The organism is Kribbella amoyensis (genome assembly GCF_007828865.1).
GTDB classification, from domain to species: Bacteria; Actinomycetota; Actinomycetes; order Propionibacteriales; family Kribbellaceae; genus Kribbella; species Kribbella amoyensis.
Map to the genome: position 1 here is coordinate 4,164,895 of NZ_VIVK01000001.1, position 18,147 is coordinate 4,183,041.

Genomic DNA, 18,147 nt, shown 5'->3' on the forward strand with positions numbered 1-18,147 from the left:
CTTCGACCGCCGACCCCTGGAGAAGGACCCCGCCAGCCATGTCCCTGCGCCTGTCCGGTGCGCTCGCCACCCTCCTCGCCGTCACCCTCGGCCTGACCGCCTGCGGCTCGTCCGACGACACCGGAGCGGCCGCGGCCGAGACCCGGGTGTTCGCCGCCGACAACGGCGACATCACCATCCCGAAGGATCCGCAACGCGTCGTCGCCACCGGGTACGCCGTGCCCGCGCTGATCGAGGCGGACGCCAAACTCGTCGGCATCTCCAGTTGGCAACGCGGGATCCCGATGATGTCGGCCGAGGACAAGGCGAAGTACGACGCGCTGGACAAGATCGCCGGCGAGACCGCGGACGAGACCGACTACGAGAAGATCGCGCTGGCCGAGCCCGACCTGATCGTGATCGGGGTCCCGGCACCCGTACTCGGTGACATCGACCTGGAACGCCTCGAGGGGGTCGCCCCTGTCGTTGCCATCGGCCCGACCGTGCCGGACGCGTGGCGCGAGCTGTCCCGCCGCCAGTCCGACGCGGCCGGCCGGACCGCCACCTTCGACCGGGCCAAGGCCGCGTACGACGAGAAGGCGGCCGCGTTGAAGACGAAGTACGCGGGCGTGCTCGGCTCGCTGAAGTTCGGCCACGTCGGCGGGTACGGGCAAGTGGCCAAGGGCAACTTCATGCGCGAGTACGCCCGGTCCTGGGGGACGAACATCGCGCAGGACGTCGGCGTGACGTACTACGGCGAGGTGAAGAAGAAGGGTGGCGGCAGTCTCGACGTGTCCGAGCAGGAGTCGATCGAGTTGCTGCCCGAGAGCCTCCGGGACGCCGACGCGATCACGTACACGCTCGAACCGGACGGCACCGTCGGTCCCGCGATCAAGTTCGTGCTCGACTCGCCGTTGTGGAAGAGCCTGCCCGCGGTCAAGGCCGGCCGGGTGTACCCGATCCGCTACACCCAGGCGGCGACGTACGAGTCCGCGCGGCTCACCCTCGACTCACTCGACCAGGCGTTCGCGCCGTTGCTGAACCGATGAACCGCGACCACGCCAAGGAACGCGTCGCCGCCTTGCACACCGACGGCACCGTCATCGAGCGGATCCCGTACCCGATCGGCATCCGCACCCCGAAGGTCGCCGCCAAGCGGTACGTCACCCCGCACCTGCTGCGGGTCACCCTGGAGGGCCCTGGCCTGGACGGGTTCCACAGCTACCAGTGCGACGACCACGTGAAGATCGTGTTCCCGGATCCCGACGGCACCCACCGCGTCCCGGTCCCGAACGACCGCCAGATGCTCGACTGGCCGCGCCCGATCCCGACGACGCGGCGCTACACGGTCCGGCGGTACGCCGGGCGCGAACTGGAGCTGGAGTTCGTCGTCCATCCGGGTGGGCTGGCGGCGACCTGGGCCGAGGCGCTCGCGATCGGGGACGAGGTCGCGATCGCTGGTCCGCCAGGGGCGAAGGCGTTCCCGCACAATTACGACCATTACGTGTTCGCCGTGGATCCGACCGGGTTGCCCGCGGCCGCGAGGTGGCTGGAGGAGTCGCCGGAGGACGTGTCCGCCGATCTCGTCGTCGAGTTCGACCACGACGACGAGACGGCGTACCCGCTGGCCGAGCGGCCCGGGGTCAGGGTCCGCTGGGTGCCAAGGTCATTGCTCGCGGCAACGGTCATGGAGCTGCCGCCGGCGGCCGGCCGCGCGTTCCTGTTCGCGGCCGGCGAGGCCGACGGGATCCGCCCGCTCCGTGCCTGGAGCAAGAACCGGCTGGACCACCTCGTCACCGGTTACTGGAAGCGGGGCGCCGCCGACCACGCCGACGACTGACGCGTCCTACAGCCGCGGGTCGCGGGGGTCCAGCCGCGCGTCGCGGCGTTCCTCGACCACGGTGTGGCTGGTCCGGGACCGCTGGCCGTTGATGACCACGGCCAGGATCAGGCCGAGCGCGCCGGCGCCCATCAGGATGTAGCCGACCACGGTCAGGTCGATCCCGCTGATCCGGTCCGAGACCGCGAACGCCAGGATGCCGCCGACCGCGAGCAGGAAGATTCCCGCACCGATACCCATCGAAGTCCTCCTCGTGCCATGCCTCACGCCGGTGGAGTCCGGCTCCACCTGCCGCCCCCGCGGAGCCTCCGGTGCCCGGTCCCGGCGGCGGTCAAACGAGGCGCCCCGCGGGACTGGCCGGAAGGTGGTATCCGGTATACATTGATGCCGAATGGATCGGTTGTGATCTGGCGCACGGCTCCGGCCCACCGCGACGGGTACGATCGGCCCGTTTGTGCGTACGCCGGTCCGCCCGCCGTGGTGGTTCGTCGTGCGGGCGTGGAGGGGAGTATTCCTCCCGGACCCGGCTCGACCGGGTCCGTAGCGGCAGCGTCGTCATCACGGAAGGCCTGGACGGCCGGCCCGGTGCTGCCGGTCCGGGCGGTTCGCCGGGCGGAAGAGACCTCCGGACCTGGAAGCTGTCGTCCGGAGGTTCGTCATGGTCTCAGCGATGTCCCCTGCGGTCTGGATCCTCACGATCGCCGGTCTGCTCGCGATCGTCGCCTTCGACCTGATCGTGATCGCCCGGCGCAAGCGCACCGTAACGATCAAGGACGCCACCCGCTGGGTGCTGTTCTACGTCGGCCTGGCCGGTTTGTTCGCGGTCGGGCTGTTCGTGCTCAGCCCGGGCGCCTCGGGCGGCGAGTTCGTCGCCGGGTACATCACCGAGTACAGCCTCAGCGTCGACAACCTGTTCGTGTTCGTGATCATCATGGCCCGGTTCGCGGTGCCGCCGATCGCGCAGGACAAGGTGCTGTACATCGGCATCGTGGTCTCGATGGTGCTGCGCGCGGTGTTCATCCTGGCCGGTGCGGCCGCGATCGCGGCGGCGAGCTGGGTGTTCTACATCTTCGGCGCGTTCCTGGTCTACACCGCGGTCCGGCTGGCCCTCGAGGGTGACAACGAGGAGAGCGACTTCCAGGAGAACGCGGTACTGCGCGGGATGCGCCGGATCCTGCCGCTGACGCACGACTACGACGACGCCCGGCTGACCACCCGGGTCGACGGCCGCAGGATGCTGACGCCGCTGGTGATCGTGATCTCCGCGATCGGGATGGCGAACGTGATCTTCGCGCTCGACTCGATCCCGGCGATCTTCGGCCTCACCCAGGACGCGTACATCGTGCTGACCGCGAACGCGTTCGCGCTGATGGGGCTGCGCCAGCTGTACTTCCTGATCGGCGGGCTGCTGGAACGGATCATCTACCTGAACGTCGGGCTGTCGGTGATCCTCGCGTTCATCGGCGTGAAGCTGATCATCGAGGCGCTGCACGGCTCGCACATCGACGACATCGGCGCGATCCACCTGCCGCACATCGGTATCGCCACCTCGCTCGGCTTCATCGCCGGCACGCTGCTGGTGACGACGGTCGCCAGCCTGATCAAGTCCGGCTACGACCGTCGCCGCCTGGAGGCCGAGGCGGACTAGTCCGCGCCGGCCGTGGCCGCCCGGTCCGTGACTGCCCGGTCCGGGGCCGGGCGCAACCGGAGGTACAGCCAGGGGATCGGGGTCAGGATCAGGCCCGAGACCATCAGTGCCGTCCGCAGGCTGCGGCCGGCCAGGGCGCCGAGCGGCGGACCGCCGGCCACCTGACCGATCGCGTTCGCCTGCGACACCATCGAGATCACCGTGGCTCGCGAGCCGGACTCCAGGTTGCGGTTCAGCCAGGCTGCCTCGATCGGCGCGGCCAGGGTGAGCGCGACCCGGCTCAGCCACATCGCCGCCAGCGCGAACCACAGGCTGCCGATCAGCGCGAACCCGATCACGCCGACGACCTGCAGCCCGGCCAGGAACGCGAGCAACCCGTTCGGGTGCAGGTTGTTCACGCGGGCGGCCGACACCCGGTTGACGACCAGCGAGGCGGCCAGCGCCAGGAACGTCCCGATCAGCGCGAGCACCGTGAACCAGAACGCGGGATCGGAGGTGCCGAACACCTCGGGGAACCGGAACTCGAGCACCTTCACCGTCCACAGCCGGTCGAACGCCTCGCTCGACAACCCCGAGATCAGGCTGATCAGGACCAGGCTGCGGACCACCGGACGGCTCCGCGCCACCGCGATCCCGGTCCGGAAGGTCTTGGCCAGATGGGTGAAGGTCTCGCGCTCGGCCCGCGGGGTCGGGTGGAAGTTGCGCTCGGGCATCACCAGCACCAGGACCAGACCGAGCAGGATCATCCCGGCCCCGGAGACCGTCATCGGCACCGGCAGCGCGATCAGGCCGAGCGCGCCCGCGGTGACGGTACCGAGGATCGTGCCGGTGAGGGTGACCTGCTGCTCGCGGACGAACACGGGACCGACCCGGTCGGCGCCGATCTCGTCGGTGATCCACGCCTGGTCGGCGCCGGAGGTGAACGTGTACCCGATTCCCCAGAGCACCTGGGCGGCGAGGATCGCGAGGAACGCCGGCACCAGCGCCTGGAGCAGGAACCCGGCGCCGATCAGGACGAACCCGATGATGATGGACAGCTTGCGGCTGTACAGGTCGGCGACGATCCCCGTCGGGATCTCGAAGAGGAAACAGGAGAGCTCGAGCGTGGTCCCGACCAGGACCAGTTGCAGCGGACTCAGCCCGACGTCGCGCACGTAGTACACCGCGGAGAGGGTGAACGTCAGCGCGAGGAGGAAGGACCAGACGCCGTTGAAGGCGTAGTAGGTGCGGACCGCGTCGGCGGTTCCGCGGGCAGGCAAGGACATGGGTGTTCGGCTCCTGGAAGCAGCACGGCATGCGGACAGGACGCAGCGCGGCCGGCAGTGACGGCCCGGCGCTGGAACGTGACGCACGACGGCGGTTCCGGCGGATCACCGGAGCGCGGAGGTGCGCTTTCAGGAAGGACGTTGCATGCGCGCAAGAGTAAGTGGGACACCGGCGTTTCCGCCTCCGAATTTGCCGATTGACCCCGGCCGTCGGGGGTACCATCGGAAGTAGCCTGGCCCGGCCGTTCCCCCGTGATGGTCGGGTCAGGTCTTTGCTGTCAGACGAGGACGTTTCTCATGCCGAAGCTGGTCCCTCCGGTGTTGCCCGCCGGGACGCTGCGGGAGCGGGATCAGCCAGTACTGCCGGGGCTGCGGCCGTGGCGTCCAGCGGATGCCGGCCAGGTCCGGGAAGCCTTTGGGGACGCGGAGATCCAGCGCTGGCACCTGCTCCGGATCGACGACCAGGACGAGGCGCGGGACTGGATCGCGCAATGGGGCCGCCGCTGGGCCGACGAGGACGCGGCGAGCTGGGCGATCGTCGACGACGGGGACGAGGCCCTGGGTCAGGTCGGGCTCCGTGGCGTCGATCTGGCCGGCGCGTCGGTGCACCTCTCGTACTGGATGCTGCCGCAGGCTCGGGGGCGTGGTCTCGCGACCCGGGCGGTCGGGGTGGTGGAGCGCTGGTGTTTCGAGGAGATCGGCTTCCGGCGGCTGACCCTGGAGCACTCGACCGAGAACGTGCAGTCCTGCCGGGTCGCGGAGAAGTCCGGGTACGCGCTCGAAGGCGTTCTCCGCAGTTGCTGGCAACACCTCGACGGCTGGCACGACGTCCACGTTCACGCCCGGACGCGGGCGGTCGACCGTCCTTCCTCGAACACGTACGGCAGCAACGCCGGCTCCGTGGGCGCCGTCCCTTCCAGCTGATCGATCAACGCCTCGACCCCCAAGCGACCGAGGTCCGGCCCGGGGGAGTGCAGGACGGTGAGCGGCGGATCGGCGAGCGCGCCCATGTCCGGTGACATGAACGCCACCACGGAGAGATCCCGCGGTACGACGTACCCCGCGTGGGCCAGGCCGGTGAGTACGCCGAACGTCGCGTACTCGTTCATCAGCACTACCGCCGTCGCTCGCTCGACCAGCTCAGGGACCAAAGCCCGCCCGGCCGGTGCCGTCGGATCGCAGTCATACAGCTGCGGCGTCAGCCCGCGCTCGGCACAGAGCCGCTCGTACGCCGCCCGCGTTCGCACCTTGGGACCGTAGTCGGGCAACGGGCTCCGCGCGGTCACCAAGGCGATGTCACGATGCCCGAGCTTCTGGAGATGGTCGAGCGCGATCGCCACCGACCGGTCGAAGTCGATGTCGACGTGCACCAGCCCGGCCGGATCCGCGGTCCGCCCGATCAACGCGAACGGCGTCCCCGCGGTCCGCAGGACGCCGATCCGGGGATCCTCCATCCGCACCTCCATCAGCACGACCCCGTCGACCAGGCCCTGCCCGAGCAACTCGCGGAGCTCGCCGCCATCGGTGTCGACCGGCCAGAGCACGAGGTGGTACCCGCGGGACCGGGCCGCGCGGCCGGCACTGGTGACGAAATCCGGTGTCGAACTGCCGAAGCGGTGCTCCCCGGTCGGATGCGCGAGCGCGACGATCCTGGTCCGCCGGCTCGCCAGTGCCCGGGCCAGCTCGTTGCGCCGGTACCCGAGCTCCGCGACCGCGGACTCGACCCGCTGCCGGGTCGCCGGGGTCACCGGTTTGGTGCCGTTCAGGACGAACGACACGGTCGCGACCGACACCCCGGCGCGCTCGGCGACATCGCGCACGGTCGGCACCCGGACCTCCTCTTGACAGCGCCGCCCCGACGGCGGCTAACCTCACCTCAGGTTAAGCGTTTTACCGCCCACTCCACCAGCTGCCCGGGAGCGATCACCCATGCCCGAACCGCTGCGCGTCCTCGTCTGGGGCGAGAACCGGCACGAGCAGCGCGACGAGAACGTCGCCGCGCTCTACCCGGACGGCATGCACACCACGATCCAGCGCGGCATCGAGGAGAACCTCGGCGCCGCCGCGACGGTCCGCACGGCTACCCTCGACGAGCCCGAGCACGGCTTGACCGACGAGGTGCTCGCAGAGACCGACGTCCTGGTCTGGTGGGGCCACGCGGCACACGACGAGGTGGACGACCAGGTGGTCGACCGGGTCCAGGAGCACGTCCTCGCCGGACTCGGCCTGGTGGTGCTGCACTCGGGCCACTGGTCGAAGATCTTCCGCAAGCTGATGGGGACGACCTGCACCTTGCGCTGGCGCAACGAGCGGGACCGCGAGCTGGTCTGGACCGTCGACCCGACGCACCCGATCGCCCAAGGCGTCCCGCAGCCGATCGAGATCGAGGCGCAGGAGATGTACGGCGAGTTCTTCGACATCCCCGTGCCCGACGAGCTGGTGTTCGTCAGCAACTTCAGCGGCGGCGAGGTGTTCCGCAGTGGGTGCACCTTCCGGCGCGGCCACGGCCGGATCTTCTACTTCTCACCCGGCGACCAGGACTATCCCGTGTACCACCACCGGGACGTGCGCAAGGTGATCGCGAACGGCGTCGCCTGGGCGTACACCGACCGGCCTGCCCGTGGGATCCCGGTCCTGAACCGGCACGCGGTCGGTGAGTTCGATGCCTGAGCCACTGCGGATCCTCCAGGTCGGGGCCGGCGCGATGGGCCGGGCCTGGTTGCACACCATCGCCGCTTCCCCTGACGCCGAGCTGGTCGGCCTGGTGGACCTCGACCTCGAGCTCGCCCAGCGCGTCACCGAGGAGGAGCTGGCGGCCGTCGTCCCCGTGGCACGGTCGTTGTCCGAGCTCAAGGACGCGACCGGTGCGGACGCCGTTCTCAACGTGACCGTGCCGGGTGCGCATAACCCGGTCAACGAGGAGGCGTTGCGGGCCGGGTTGCCGGTGCTGTGTGAGAAGCCGATCGCGCCGACGGTCGCGGCCGCGCAGTACATCGCGGGGGTGGCCGAGGAGACCGGGCAGCTGTTGATGATCAGCCAGTCACGGCGGTACCTGAACCAGTTCGCCGCACTCCGCGAGGCGACCGGGAAGCTCGGCCGGATCGCGAGTGTGTCCTGCGAGTTCGCGAAGGCGCCACACTTCGGCGGGTTCCGCGAGCAGATGCCGTACCCGTTGCTGGTGGACATGGCGATCCACCAGTTCGACTCGGCCCGGGCGTTGCTCGGGGCGGATCCGGTCAGCGTGTACTGCGAGTCGTACAACCCGGGCTGGAGCTGGTTCGCCGGCGACGCCGCGGCGACCGCGATCTTCGAGTTCGCGGGCGGGACCCGGTTCGTCTTCCACGGCAGCTGGTGCGCACCCGGCCAGGAGACCTCGTGGAACAGCGCATGGCGGGTGAGCGGCGAACACGGTACGGCCTTGTGGAACGGGGACGACGCCCCGACGACGGGGGATCCGGTCAAGGAGTTCGAGGTCGGCGACGCCCCGGAGCAGACGGCCGGCTCGTTGGCGGAATTCGTCCATTGCGTGCGAACTGGTGAGCCTTCCCAGACCGATGCGCGCAGCAACGTGCACAGCCTCGCGATGGTCGAGGCGGCGGTGTTGTCCGCCACCGAGCAGCGGCGGGTCGAGCTCGCCGAGGTGCTGACCGCGCGCGCCTGAACAGTACGGGTCGCGCGCGGCTGAACGACACAGCCGGCAAGTCTTGACATGTTCGCGCCGGCACAGTTGACTGCGACATAGTTAACGGAAGAAATAAAACCGGACCGGTCCGGAGACGCCCGCTCAGAACGTCTCCGACCGGTACTCGATCCTGCCTCCGATCCCTCGGCGAAGCCTGGGGATCCGCTCGGCGTTTCCCGGGTTTTCTTGCTGTCGGCAACTGCGTGGATCCCTTGTAGGCAAGGGATTCCGGCGCTCGGTCAACATCGGATATCGACCCGGGCCGAGGCTCTTCCACTGTCGCGGGTTCTGTGTCATATTCCCGGGGAAAGGATTCCGAGATCCTATCGGATATCGGTTTGACTCCGAGCGGTGGCCGGGCGATCACGGGCCGTGCGGGCAGGGAAGGGACGCGGTGTGAGCGGAACGATCGAGGTGAGACCGGCGCCCCCGGCCCCGGTGGTGGAGCGGCCGGCGCCGTCCGGCCGGCCCCGGCGGACGAGCCGGCGGACCGCGGCCCGGCGGAGCTTCCGGCGGCACTGGCAGCTCTACCTGCTGATCCTCGTGCCGGTCGCGTACTTCGTCATCTTCAAGTACATCCCGATCGCGAACGCGGTGATCGCGTTCAAGAACTACAGCCCGGTGAAGGGCCCGTGGGGCAGCGACTGGGTCGGCTTCCAGAACTTCGAGCTGTTCTTCGCCAACCCGGTGTTCTGGACGCTGCTGAAGAACACCTTCCTGCTGGCGCTGTACCTGGTGCTGGCCAGCTTCCCGATCCCGATCATCCTGGCGCTGGCGCTGAACGAGATCCGGGTCGGGCTGTTCAAGAAGGCGGTGCAGCTGGTCACCTACGCGCCGTACTTCATCTCCACCGTGGTGGTCGTCTCGATGACGATCCTGGTGCTGTCGCCGCGGCTCGGTTTCGTCAACGACGCGATCGGCCTGTTCGGCGTCCCGGCGATCGACTTCCTCGGCAACCCGGACTACTTCCGGCACATCTACGTCTGGTCCGACGTCTGGCAGACCACCGGGTACTCCGCGGTGATCTACCTCGCCGCGCTGGCCGGGATCGACCCGGCGCTGCACGAGTCGGCCAAGATCGACGGTGCCAGCCGGATCCAGCGGATCCTGCACGTCGACCTGCCCGGCATCCTGCCGACCGCGGTGATCATCCTGGTCCTCGGCGTCGGCAACATCATGTCGATCGGGTTCGAGAAGGTCTTCCTGCTGCAGAACCCGCTGAACCTGAGCCAGTCCGAGATCATCGCCACCTACGTGTACAAGACCGGCCTGATCAACGCCGACTTCAGCATGGCCACCGCGATCGGCCTGTTCAACTCGGTCATCAACCTGTTCCTGCTGCTCGGCGTGAACTTCGCCGCCAAGCGCATCACCGGAAACGGACTCTGGTCATGAGCGCCCGCACGAGTGTCAAGCCGACGTCGATCGCGGAGACCCGCGGTGACCGGATCTTCCTGCTGGTGGTCAAGCTGCTGCTCTGGCTGGCGCTGATCGCGGTCGCGGTGCCGCTGATCTACATCGTCGCCAACTCGTTCAGCAGCGCGTCCGCGGTGTCCGGCGGCCGGGTGCTGCTCTGGCCGGTCGAGCCGAGCCTGCGCGCGTACCAGGTGGCGTTCGGCGACCCGCAGATCATGCAGGGCTACCTGAACTCCTTCATCTACGCGGCCGGCGGCACCCTGATCAGCGTCACGCTGACCATCGCGATCGCCTATCCGTTGTCCAGGACGACGTTCTTCGGCCGGAACGTGATCATGAGCTTCCTGCTCTTCACGATGCTGTTCTCCGGCGGCCTGATCCCGACCTACCTGGTGGTGCAGGACCTCGGGATGCTGAACACCCGCTGGGCGATGGTGATCCCGAGCGCGATCGGGGTCTGGCAGGTGATCATCGCCCGCACCTTCTTCCGCAGCACCATCCCGAACGAGCTGTACGAGGCGGCGACGCTGGACGGGGCCAGCGACCTGCGCTTCCTCTGGTCGGTGGTGCTGCCGCTGTCGAAGCCGGTGATCGCGGTGATCGCGCTGATGTACGCGATCTTCCAGTGGAACAGCTACTTCGACGCCCTGGTGTACCTCAAGGACCCCAGCCTGTACCCGCTGCAGATCGTGCTGCGGAACGTGCTGATCCTCAACTCGCAGACCGGATCCTCCCAGGACCTGGCCAACCAGCTCGACCAGCAGCAGTTGGCGAACGTCCTCAAGTACGCGCTGATCGTGATCTCGACGGTGCCGGTACTTGTGATCTACCCGTTTGTCGCCCGTCACTTCACCAAAGGCGTGATGATCGGCGCCGTCAAGGGCTGACTCGGCCCTGCCAGAAAGGAACCCCGCAATGCGCTCGACAGTGAGCAAGGTGGCCGCGCTCGCGGCCGCCGTCACCCTGGCCGTGGCCGGCTGCAGTTCGGACAAGTCCGACGACAGCGCCAAGGCGGAGATGAACGGCGACAAGGTGGTCATCGACACCTTCGCGCCGGCCGACCCGACGACCAACCTGGACACCAACGCGGTGACCAAGGTGATGAGTGACAAGTTCAAGATCCAGTTCCGCTGGCAGACCACCACCTTCGACGGTGGACCGGCCAAGGAGAAGCGGCAGATCGCGCTGGCCAGCGGCGACTACCCGGACCTGTTCCTGCTGATCCCGTGGGTGGACGGCTTCACCCAGGCCGAGGTGCTGAAGCTCGGTACCCAGGGCGTCGCGCTGCCGCTGGAGCAGCTGATCAAGGACAACGCGCCGAACATCCAGAAGGCGCTGGACGAGAACAAGACGCTGAAGGAGATGTCGACCGCACCGGACGGTCACATCTACGCGCTGCCGCAGTGGTCGGACTGCTTCCACTGCACCTACCCGGACAAGCTCTGGATCAACACCGCCTGGCTGAAGAAGCTCGGCCTGCAGATGCCGAAGACGACCGAGGACCTGCGCAAGGTGCTGCAGGCCTTCAAGACCCAGGACCCGAACGGCAACGGCAAGGCCGACGAGATCCCGATGACGACCGACGTCCAGGACAGCAGCCTGATGGGCTACCTGATGAACGCCTTCGCCTACAACCCGGTCGGCGCCAACAACGGCGTCCGCTCGCTGCTCACCCTGAACGGCGACAAGGTGGTCACCCCGGTGAACACGCCGGAGTGGAAGGAGGGCCTGAAGTACATCAACTCCCTCTACAAGGACGGGCTGATCGACCAGGCCGCGTTCACCCAGAACGCCTCCGCGTTGCAGGCCCAGGGCAACAACCCGAAGGCGGTCACGCTCGGCACGGTCCCGGTGCTCTGGCCCGGCATCTTCGTCCAGCTCGACTCGAAGGACGGCCGGGACAAGCAGTACGACGCGGTGCCGCCGCTGACCGGGCCGGACGGGAAGAGCTACACCGGGTACAACTACCCGAGCTCGACCGGGTACACCTTCATGCTGACCAACAAGGCCAGCAAGGAGGCCCAGGTCGCCGCGATCAAGATGCTCGACTACATCTACGGCGACGAGGGCCGCAAGGTCAGCCTGATGGGCCCGGAGAACGTGGGCTGGCGGGCGCCGAAGGCCGGCGACATCGCGCTGGAGGGCAAGCCGGGCTGGTACCGGTTCTCCGGTGACAAGGCGCCGAAGAACCTGTCCTGGGACGCGATGGCGCAGTACAACATCACCCTGGCGTTCCGCAACGAGCAGGTCGTACCGGCCGACATCTACAGCTCGGACGGTCTCGAGCGGCGGCTGTTCCAGGCCACCAAGCAGTACGAGGGGCACGAGGACAAGGCGCTCTGGTTCCCGCAGACCTCGGTCTGGCCGGACCCCGCGCTCGGCAACGAGATCGCCACCCTGCAGACCAACCTGAACAACTACGTGAACCAGAACCAGCTGGCGTTCATCACCGGTTCGAAGAACCTCGACTCCGACTGGGACGCGTACGTGAAGGGCCTGGACAACACCGGCATGACCCGGTACCTCCAGATCCAGCAAGAGGCCTACGACAAGTACAAGTCCGGCCCGAAATAGCAGCCACCTGACCAGCGGCCGCGCCGGGGAAGCCACCGTCCAGGCTCCCCGCCGCGGCCGCACCCCTTTGCGGAGCTCGCTATCCGGCGGCGGCGCGCAGACCGTGGCCGTCGGCGGCGGTGGCGGGCCGGACTTGGACGGTCATGGCGTTCAGTTTGGCCGACTCGGGTGTCAGGCCCCGGTGTCACGTGAGGGGGAGGGGGCAGGTGGGGGTGTGGGCGCAGGTGGTGAGGTCCTGGCAGCCGGCGGTGAGGGCTTGGCGGAGGGTTTGGGCGACGGTGGTCAGGTCGGCGATGCGGGCTTCGATCTCGGTCAGTTTGGCGGCCGCGGTTTCCTGAAGGCCGGGTCTGGTCCAGTGCGGGGAGAGCAGGCCGGCGATCTCGGCCAGGGTGAAGCCGAGGCGCTGGGCCGCTTTGATCAGGCGGAGCCGTTCGAGGGCCTCGGGTGGGTACGTGCGGTGGCCGCCGAGGCTGCGATCGGGTTCGGGCAGCAGGCCGCGGCGCTCGTAGTACCGGAGGGTCTGCTGGTTGACCCCGGCCGCGGCGGCCAGTTCTCCGCTTCTCATGTCGACCAGCCTGCGGCCCGGCCGGCGAGTCCGTCCAGTACCGCGGTCCGGCCGGCGGGGACCTCGACCCGGAGCAGCACGTCGTCGGCACCGGCGGTGAAGGTGAAGTCGAAGAACGAGCAGCACGCGTTCTCCCGGGCGGTGAGCTCCCGGGCCTCGGACTCGGCGGCCGGGTCGAGGTGGAGGACGAGCAGGCTGGACGTGGGCCGGTCGACCGCGCGCACCGCGGTCCGGAAGAGCGCGTCGAACTCGGCCACCCGCAGCGGGCGGTCGGCGGTCGGCAGCGTGCAGGAGGAGTCGATCCAGTCGAGGTTCTCGGTCATGTCACCAGCTTCACCCTGTACCGCGGTCCCAGATTCCAGTCAGGTGAGGGTTGCCTAACCAAAGGCCTGTAATGTCTGCGGCGTTCCGCTCGAGCGAAGGAAGGCAACACATGATGGGGAGTCGGATCCGGACGGCTGTGGTGGGCGCGGTGGCGCTCGGCGTCCTGCTGACCGGTTGTAGTGGTGGCGACACCAAGGCGTCCGACAACGGACCCGGCGACACGGACGTGGCGACCGGCGGCCGGCTGTTCTCCACCGCCGACGCCGAGACCGCGAAGCTCGGTTCGGACGCTGCGGACGGGGCTTTCCCGCGGACCGTGAAGCACGCGCTCGGCGAGACCAAGCTGGAGAAGAAGCCGGAGCGCATCGTCGTCCTGGACAGCGGTGAGCTCGACGGCGTCCTGGCGCTCGGTCTGACTCCGGTCGGGATGGCGACCACCGCGGGCCAGAGCGGCGTCCCCAGCTACCTGGCCGGCAAGGCGCAGGGGATCCAGACCGTCGGCGGGATCAGCGAGCTGAACCTGGAGGCGATCGCGAACCTCAAGCCGGACCTGATCCTGGGCAGCAAGCTGCGCGCGAACGACCTGTACGACAAACTCAGCGCGATCGCCCCCACGGTGATGAGTATCCGGCCCGGGTTCCCGTGGAAGGAGGACTTCCTGCTGGTCGCGGACGCGGTCGGCGAGGAGGCCAAGGCCACCGGGCTGCTGAACGAGTACCAGAAGCGCGCCAACGAGGTGAAGGGCAAGGTCGACGGCTCGCCGACGATCTCGCTGGTCCGGTTCCGCCCGGGCGAGATCAGGCTGTACGGCAACAAGTCCTTCATCGGCGTGATCGTCAAGGACATCGGGCTGCCGCGGCCGAAGGTGCAGGACGTCGAGGACCTGGCGGTCGAGGTCTCGCAGGAGAACATCGGCCAGGCCGACGGCGACCGGATCTACTACTCCAGCTACGGCAAGCCGGAGACCACCGACGAGTCCAAGGTCGTCAACGGGAACCTGTGGAAGTCACTGCCGGCGGTCAAGGCCGGCCACGTCGACCGGGTCGACGACGAGGTGTGGTTCCTCGGGCTCGGGCCGATCGGCGCGATGGACGTGCTCTCCGACCTGGAGAAGCTGCTCGCTCCCCAGAGCTGACGGGGCCTAGTCGAGTACGCGCCCGCGGTCCGTCACGGCGACGTGCGGCGCGTGCTCGTGGACCGCGGCGGTCAGTTCCTCGAAGGTGAGGTGCTTGGCCAGCAGCCCCTCCGGCCAGTCGCAGGAGGGGCCCCAGTTCTTCGACAGCTTGGGCAGCGCGGAGTCCGGATGACGCAGCACCACGACGTGGGCGTGCCAGGTCTCCTCGCCGTCCCCGTCGACGTCGCGGCGTTCGACCCGGCAGATCCCGTGCACGTCGGACCACGGCAGCCGCTGCGGGCGGTCGCCGCCGAGGTAGACGCCGTCGTCCTCGATCATCAGCAGCACGTCCTCGTCGCCGGACTCGCGGCGCGCCTCGGCGGTGGTGACGAAGCCGACCCCGAGCAGCACCGGCAGCCCGACCGCGAAGATCAGCGGCATCCCGCCGAAGGACAGCCACACCGCCTCCAACGGCCCCCGCGGCGACTCGTCCCGCGCCCATGCGACCACGACACAGCCGAGCGTGAGCAACAGCATCAGCGCGAAGACGACCACCCCGGCGTACAGGATGAACGAGGTGGTCTCCCAGCGCTGTCTGCGGACGACGAACGGCCGCGTGGACTCCTCCGACATATCCGCATTGTCGGTACCGGCGGGGTCGCGCACCAGTGGCTCTGGCGAGTCCCTAACCCGCGTCGTTCTCGGCGAGCTCGCACATCACCACCAGCAGCCGGGGCCGGCCGGACCGAGGTAGCGCCGGGAATGTTGCCTTCGGCATCAGGTTTGTGACGGGGTGAAACGTCGTCCTTTCGGTCCGTTCCTCCTTCCTCCGGAGGATCGGCAGGGAGGAAATCCGCGCTCCGGGCGGCCGTGGACTTTGGCACGGCCCGGCTGTCCGTAACAATCGCTGTCATGCCCCCGAGCCAGACCACCGCGACCGACCGGAAGCCGAAGCCGCGAGCCGCCGCCAGGCAGCGTCGTCGCGCCGGCAGGTGGCGGCGTGGCTTGATCATCGCCGTCCTCGCCGTACTGACGGCGCTCCCGCTGCTGTTCCACCGCCGCGTACCGAACTCGTTCGGCAACATGGGCAGCCTGCTGGACACCTTCCTGCCCTGGGTCGGCCTGGCCATCCCCGTCCTCGCTGTCGCCGCCCTGGTCCGCCGGTCCGCGACCGCCGGGGTCGCACTGCTCGTACCGATCGCGGTCTGGTCGATGATGTTCGGTCACCTGCTGATCCCGAGCAGCAACGGCGGGGCGTACGACCTGCGGGTGCTGTCGCACAACGTCGACGCGGAGAACCCGGACCCGGCCGCCACCGCCAAGGAACTGCTGACCGCGGACGCCGACGTGATGGCGCTGGAGGAGATCACCTCGGCCGATCTGAAGGTCTACAAGGCCAAGTTCGCCAAGGCGTACCCGCACGTGGTGACGCGCGGCACGGTCGCGCTGTGGTCGAAGTTCCCGGTGGAGGAGAGCAGGTCGGTCGACGTCGGGTTCAGCTGGACCCGGGCGCTGCGGGCCGAGGTCAGCACCCCGGAGGGCAAGGTCGCGGTGTACGTCGCGCACCTGGCCTCGGTCCGGATCGGCGCCAGCGGCTTCACCTCGAACCAGCGCAACGACACCATCAAGCAGCTCGGCCAGCAGATCGCGACCGAGAAGCGCGCCGGGGTCGTGCTGATGGGCGACTTCAACGGCACCGCGAACGACCGCAGCCTGGCCCCGATCACGGCCGGCCTGCGCTCGGCCCAGGGCGCGGCCGGGCACGGCTTCGGGTTCACCTGGCCGGCCAAGTTCCCGATGGCCCGGATCGACCACATCATGGTCCGCGGCGTCACCCCGACGAAGGCCTGGGTGATGGAGCAGACCGGATCCGACCACCGCCCGGTCGTGGCCGAGCTGCGGATCTGACCACCCGGCCGTGGTCGGTCAGGCTTCGGCGAGGCCGTGGCGGTAGGCGTAGCGGACGGCCTCGGCGCGATGCCGGGCGCCGATCTTGGCGAAGGTGTTGTTGATGTGGGTCTTGACCGTCGCCTCGCCGATGAACAGCAGCGCGGCGATCTCGGGGTTGCTCAGCCCCTGCGCGATCAGCCGGAGCACCTCGGTCTCGCGTGCGGTCAGCCCGTCCCGGGCCGGGACCGGGGCGGGGTCGAGCCCGGCGACCAGGCGGTGGGACACCTCGGGGTCGAAGGTGGACTGACCGGCCGCGGTGGCCCGGAGCGCGGCGCCGATCTCGGTCCGGCCGGCGTCCTTGGTGAGGTACCCGCGGGCGCCGGCGCGCAGGGCCTTGGCGATCGACTCGTCGTCGGCGTAGGTGGTCAGCACCAGGACCGGTACCTCCGGGTACTCCGCGGTCAGCCGAGCGGTGGCCTGGATCCCGTCCAGGACCGGCATCCGCAGGTCCATCAGCACCACATCGACGTTGCCCTCGGCAACCAGCTGGACGGCCTCGGCGCCGTTCGCGGCGTCGCCCGTGACCTCGACGTCGGGCAGCAGGCCGAGCAACGCGACCAGCCCTTCACGGACCACCTGCTGATCGTCCGCCACCACCACCCGGATCGGTCGATCACTCATCCCGGCACCTCCACCAGCGTCGTTCGCTCACCCGTCACCTCGGCCACCACCACCCACTCCGTCCCGACCGGCCCGGCCGTCAGTGTCCCGCCGACCAACGCCAGCCGCTCCCGCATCCCGGTCAGCCCGAACCCGGCCTCGCCACCGTCCCCGGGCTGCTCGGGGATCGGGTTGCGAACCTCGAGCCGTACGCCGGTACCGCCGGTCAGGTGGACCTGGACCGGCCGGCCGGCGGCGTGCCGGGCGGCGTTCGTCAGGGCTTCGCGGGCCGCGCCGAGCAGGGCGACCACCGCGGCCGAGTCGAGTACTCCCGGCGCACCGTCCACGGTCACCCGCACGGTCGTCCCGTGGTCGCGGCGGTGCTGCTCGGCCAGGGTCGCGAGCGCCTCGGGCAACGCCGGGACGTCGTCGGACCGGAGTGCGGCCACCGCGTTCCGTGCCTCGGTGAGGCCCTGACGCGCGAGCTTGCGGGAGCGCTGGACCCGGTCGAGCGCGGCCGCCGGATCCTGCCGGTCCTCGAGCAGCGCCTCGGCGAGTTCGAGCTGGACGCTGAGCGCGCCGAGCGAGTGGGCCAGGACGTCGTGCAGTTCACGGGCGATCCGGGCCCGTTCGTCCAGGGCGGCCGCGCGGGCGTGTTCGCGCTGGGCGACCCGGGTCTGGGCGAGCAGTTGCTCGGTCTGCCGGGCCTGGATCTCGTACTGCCGCCGGTTCAGCCCGAACGCGATCAGCACCGCGGCCCACCCCAGCTGGCCGAGCCACCAGGTGAGGTCGCGGTCGAACAGCAGCGCCGACCCGCCGTACGCGAGCGCCGTGGCGACCCCGGCCACGATGATCGGCCTGTTCCGGCGGCCCCGGCCGAACGGCATCACGGCGATGTCGGTGATCGAGACCAGGACCAGCACCAGCGCGTTCGACCCGGGCATCCCCGCGATCAGCGCGGAACTCACCACGGCGTACCCGAGCAGCCCGAAGGCCCACCACTCCCGCGCCGTCATCAGGAAAGTGCCGATCAGGAACGCGGCGAAACCGGCGGCGAGGACGAACCAGGCCCACGGCTCGGCCGGGCGGGCGGTGGCCAGGACCGCGACGGCGACTCCCGAGGTGAGCAGCCGGCCGAGCCACCCGCTCTCGCCGTGCCGCGTCATCCGGTTCAGGCCCACGCACCGACG

General features: G+C 69.3%; 19 protein-coding genes. 11 read left to right on the top strand and 8 right to left on the bottom strand.

Annotated elements, in window-relative coordinates:
• Nucleotides 1-38 precede the first annotated feature (38 nt).
• Both FB561_RS19735 and FB561_RS19740 read left to right on the top strand, forming a co-directional pair.
• Entirely contained in the window at nucleotides 39-1,028 is a 990-nt protein-coding gene (locus FB561_RS19735) for an ABC transporter substrate-binding protein (protein WP_145808718.1), read from the top strand.
• Entirely contained in the window at nucleotides 1,025-1,819 is a 795-nt protein-coding gene (locus FB561_RS19740; protein ID WP_145808720.1) for a siderophore-interacting protein, read from the top strand. Before FB561_RS19735 ends, FB561_RS19740 begins: the two co-directional genes overlap by 4 nt.
• A 6-nt stretch (nucleotides 1,820-1,825) precedes the next feature.
• On the opposite strand, the gene FB561_RS19745 is transcribed toward FB561_RS19740, so the two are convergent.
• Nucleotides 1,826-2,059, bottom strand: coding sequence for a DUF6458 family protein (locus tag FB561_RS19745; protein ID WP_145808722.1), 234 nt, complete (start codon nucleotides 2,057-2,059; stop codon nucleotides 1,826-1,828).
• Nucleotides 2,060-2,489: 430 nt separating this feature from the next.
• On the opposite strand from FB561_RS19745, the gene FB561_RS19750 reads away from it, so the two are divergent.
• On the top strand, nucleotides 2,490-3,467 hold the full coding sequence (locus FB561_RS19750; protein WP_145808724.1) for a TerC/Alx family metal homeostasis membrane protein: 978 nt from the start codon (nucleotides 2,490-2,492) through the stop codon (nucleotides 3,465-3,467).
• Here the strand turns inward: FB561_RS19750 and FB561_RS19755 are convergent.
• Nucleotides 3,464-4,732, bottom strand: a complete 1,269-nt coding sequence (locus FB561_RS19755) for an MFS transporter (RefSeq protein WP_145808726.1) — start codon at nucleotides 4,730-4,732, stop codon at nucleotides 3,464-3,466. The two genes, FB561_RS19750 and FB561_RS19755, sit on opposite strands and share 4 nt — an antisense overlap.
• Nucleotides 4,733-5,029: 297 nt before the next feature.
• Here FB561_RS19755 and FB561_RS19760 point away from each other — a divergent pair, with 297 nt between their 5' ends.
• Nucleotides 5,030-5,656 (top strand): GNAT family N-acetyltransferase, encoded by a 627-nt coding sequence (locus FB561_RS19760; RefSeq protein ID WP_145808728.1) that lies wholly within the window; start codon nucleotides 5,030-5,032, stop codon nucleotides 5,654-5,656.
• Here FB561_RS19760 and FB561_RS19765 read toward each other — a convergent pair.
• A complete protein-coding gene (locus FB561_RS19765; protein WP_202880676.1) occupies nucleotides 5,569-6,561 on the bottom strand; it encodes a LacI family DNA-binding transcriptional regulator in 993 nt (330 codons plus the stop codon). The two genes, FB561_RS19760 and FB561_RS19765, sit on opposite strands and share 88 nt — an antisense overlap.
• A gap of 100 nt (nucleotides 6,562-6,661) precedes the next feature.
• Here FB561_RS19765 and FB561_RS19770 point away from each other — a divergent pair, with 100 nt between their 5' ends.
• From FB561_RS19770 to FB561_RS19790, 5 genes are all read left to right on the top strand, one after another.
• On the top strand, nucleotides 6,662-7,402 hold the full coding sequence (locus tag FB561_RS19770; protein WP_145808730.1) for a ThuA domain-containing protein: 741 nt from the start codon (nucleotides 6,662-6,664) through the stop codon (nucleotides 7,400-7,402).
• The gene (locus FB561_RS19775; protein WP_145808732.1) at nucleotides 7,395-8,393 is read left to right on the top strand and encodes a Gfo/Idh/MocA family protein; all 999 of its coding nucleotides are present in this window, start codon (nucleotides 7,395-7,397) and stop codon (nucleotides 8,391-8,393) included. The genes FB561_RS19770 and FB561_RS19775 overlap by 8 nt, the downstream gene beginning before the upstream one ends.
• A 417-nt stretch (nucleotides 8,394-8,810) precedes the next feature.
• Nucleotides 8,811-9,809 (top strand): ABC transporter permease, encoded by a 999-nt coding sequence (locus tag FB561_RS19780; protein ID WP_145808734.1) that lies wholly within the window; start codon nucleotides 8,811-8,813, stop codon nucleotides 9,807-9,809.
• Nucleotides 9,806-10,717, top strand: a complete 912-nt coding sequence (locus FB561_RS19785) for a carbohydrate ABC transporter permease (protein ID WP_145808736.1) — start codon at nucleotides 9,806-9,808, stop codon at nucleotides 10,715-10,717. The genes FB561_RS19780 and FB561_RS19785 overlap by 4 nt, the downstream gene beginning before the upstream one ends.
• A 28-nt stretch (nucleotides 10,718-10,745) precedes the next feature.
• Entirely contained in the window at nucleotides 10,746-12,404 is a 1,659-nt protein-coding gene (locus FB561_RS19790) for a type 2 periplasmic-binding domain-containing protein (RefSeq protein WP_145808738.1), read from the top strand.
• Nucleotides 12,405-12,588: 184 nt separating this feature from the next.
• Here the strand turns inward: FB561_RS19790 and FB561_RS19795 are convergent, their stop codons facing one another.
• Nucleotides 12,589-12,969, bottom strand: coding sequence for a MerR family transcriptional regulator (locus FB561_RS19795; RefSeq protein WP_145808740.1), 381 nt, complete (start codon nucleotides 12,967-12,969; stop codon nucleotides 12,589-12,591).
• A complete protein-coding gene (locus FB561_RS19800; protein ID WP_145808742.1) occupies nucleotides 12,966-13,292 on the bottom strand; it encodes a hypothetical protein in 327 nt (108 codons plus the stop codon). Before FB561_RS19800 ends, FB561_RS19795 begins: the two co-directional genes overlap by 4 nt.
• A 110-nt stretch (nucleotides 13,293-13,402) precedes the next feature.
• Here FB561_RS19800 and FB561_RS19805 point away from each other — a divergent pair, with 110 nt between their 5' ends.
• On the top strand, nucleotides 13,403-14,428 hold the full coding sequence (locus tag FB561_RS19805) for an ABC transporter substrate-binding protein (protein ID WP_238334917.1): 1,026 nt from the start codon (nucleotides 13,403-13,405) through the stop codon (nucleotides 14,426-14,428).
• Nucleotides 14,429-14,434: 6 nt separating this feature from the next.
• Here FB561_RS19805 and FB561_RS37950 read toward each other — a convergent pair whose 3' ends face one another.
• On the bottom strand, nucleotides 14,435-15,040 hold the full coding sequence (locus FB561_RS37950; RefSeq protein ID WP_170284721.1) for a hypothetical protein: 606 nt from the start codon (nucleotides 15,038-15,040) through the stop codon (nucleotides 14,435-14,437).
• A gap of 279 nt (nucleotides 15,041-15,319) precedes the next feature.
• Between FB561_RS37950 and FB561_RS19815 the strand changes: the two genes are divergently transcribed.
• A complete protein-coding gene (locus FB561_RS19815; protein ID WP_145808744.1) occupies nucleotides 15,320-16,315 on the top strand; it encodes an endonuclease/exonuclease/phosphatase family protein in 996 nt (331 codons plus the stop codon).
• Between the two features lie 18 nt (nucleotides 16,316-16,333).
• Here the strand turns inward: FB561_RS19815 and FB561_RS19820 are convergent, their stop codons facing one another.
• Both FB561_RS19820 and FB561_RS19825 read right to left on the bottom strand, forming a co-directional pair.
• Nucleotides 16,334-16,978 carry a response regulator gene (locus tag FB561_RS19820; protein WP_145808746.1) on the bottom strand — a complete coding sequence of 215 codons (645 nt, stop codon included), beginning with the start codon at nucleotides 16,976-16,978 and terminating at the stop codon, nucleotides 16,334-16,336.
• On the bottom strand, nucleotides 16,975-18,138 hold the full coding sequence (locus FB561_RS19825; protein WP_202880677.1) for a sensor histidine kinase: 1,164 nt from the start codon (nucleotides 18,136-18,138) through the stop codon (nucleotides 16,975-16,977). The genes FB561_RS19820 and FB561_RS19825 overlap by 4 nt, the downstream gene beginning before the upstream one ends.
• Between the last annotated feature and the right edge of the window lie 9 nt (nucleotides 18,139-18,147).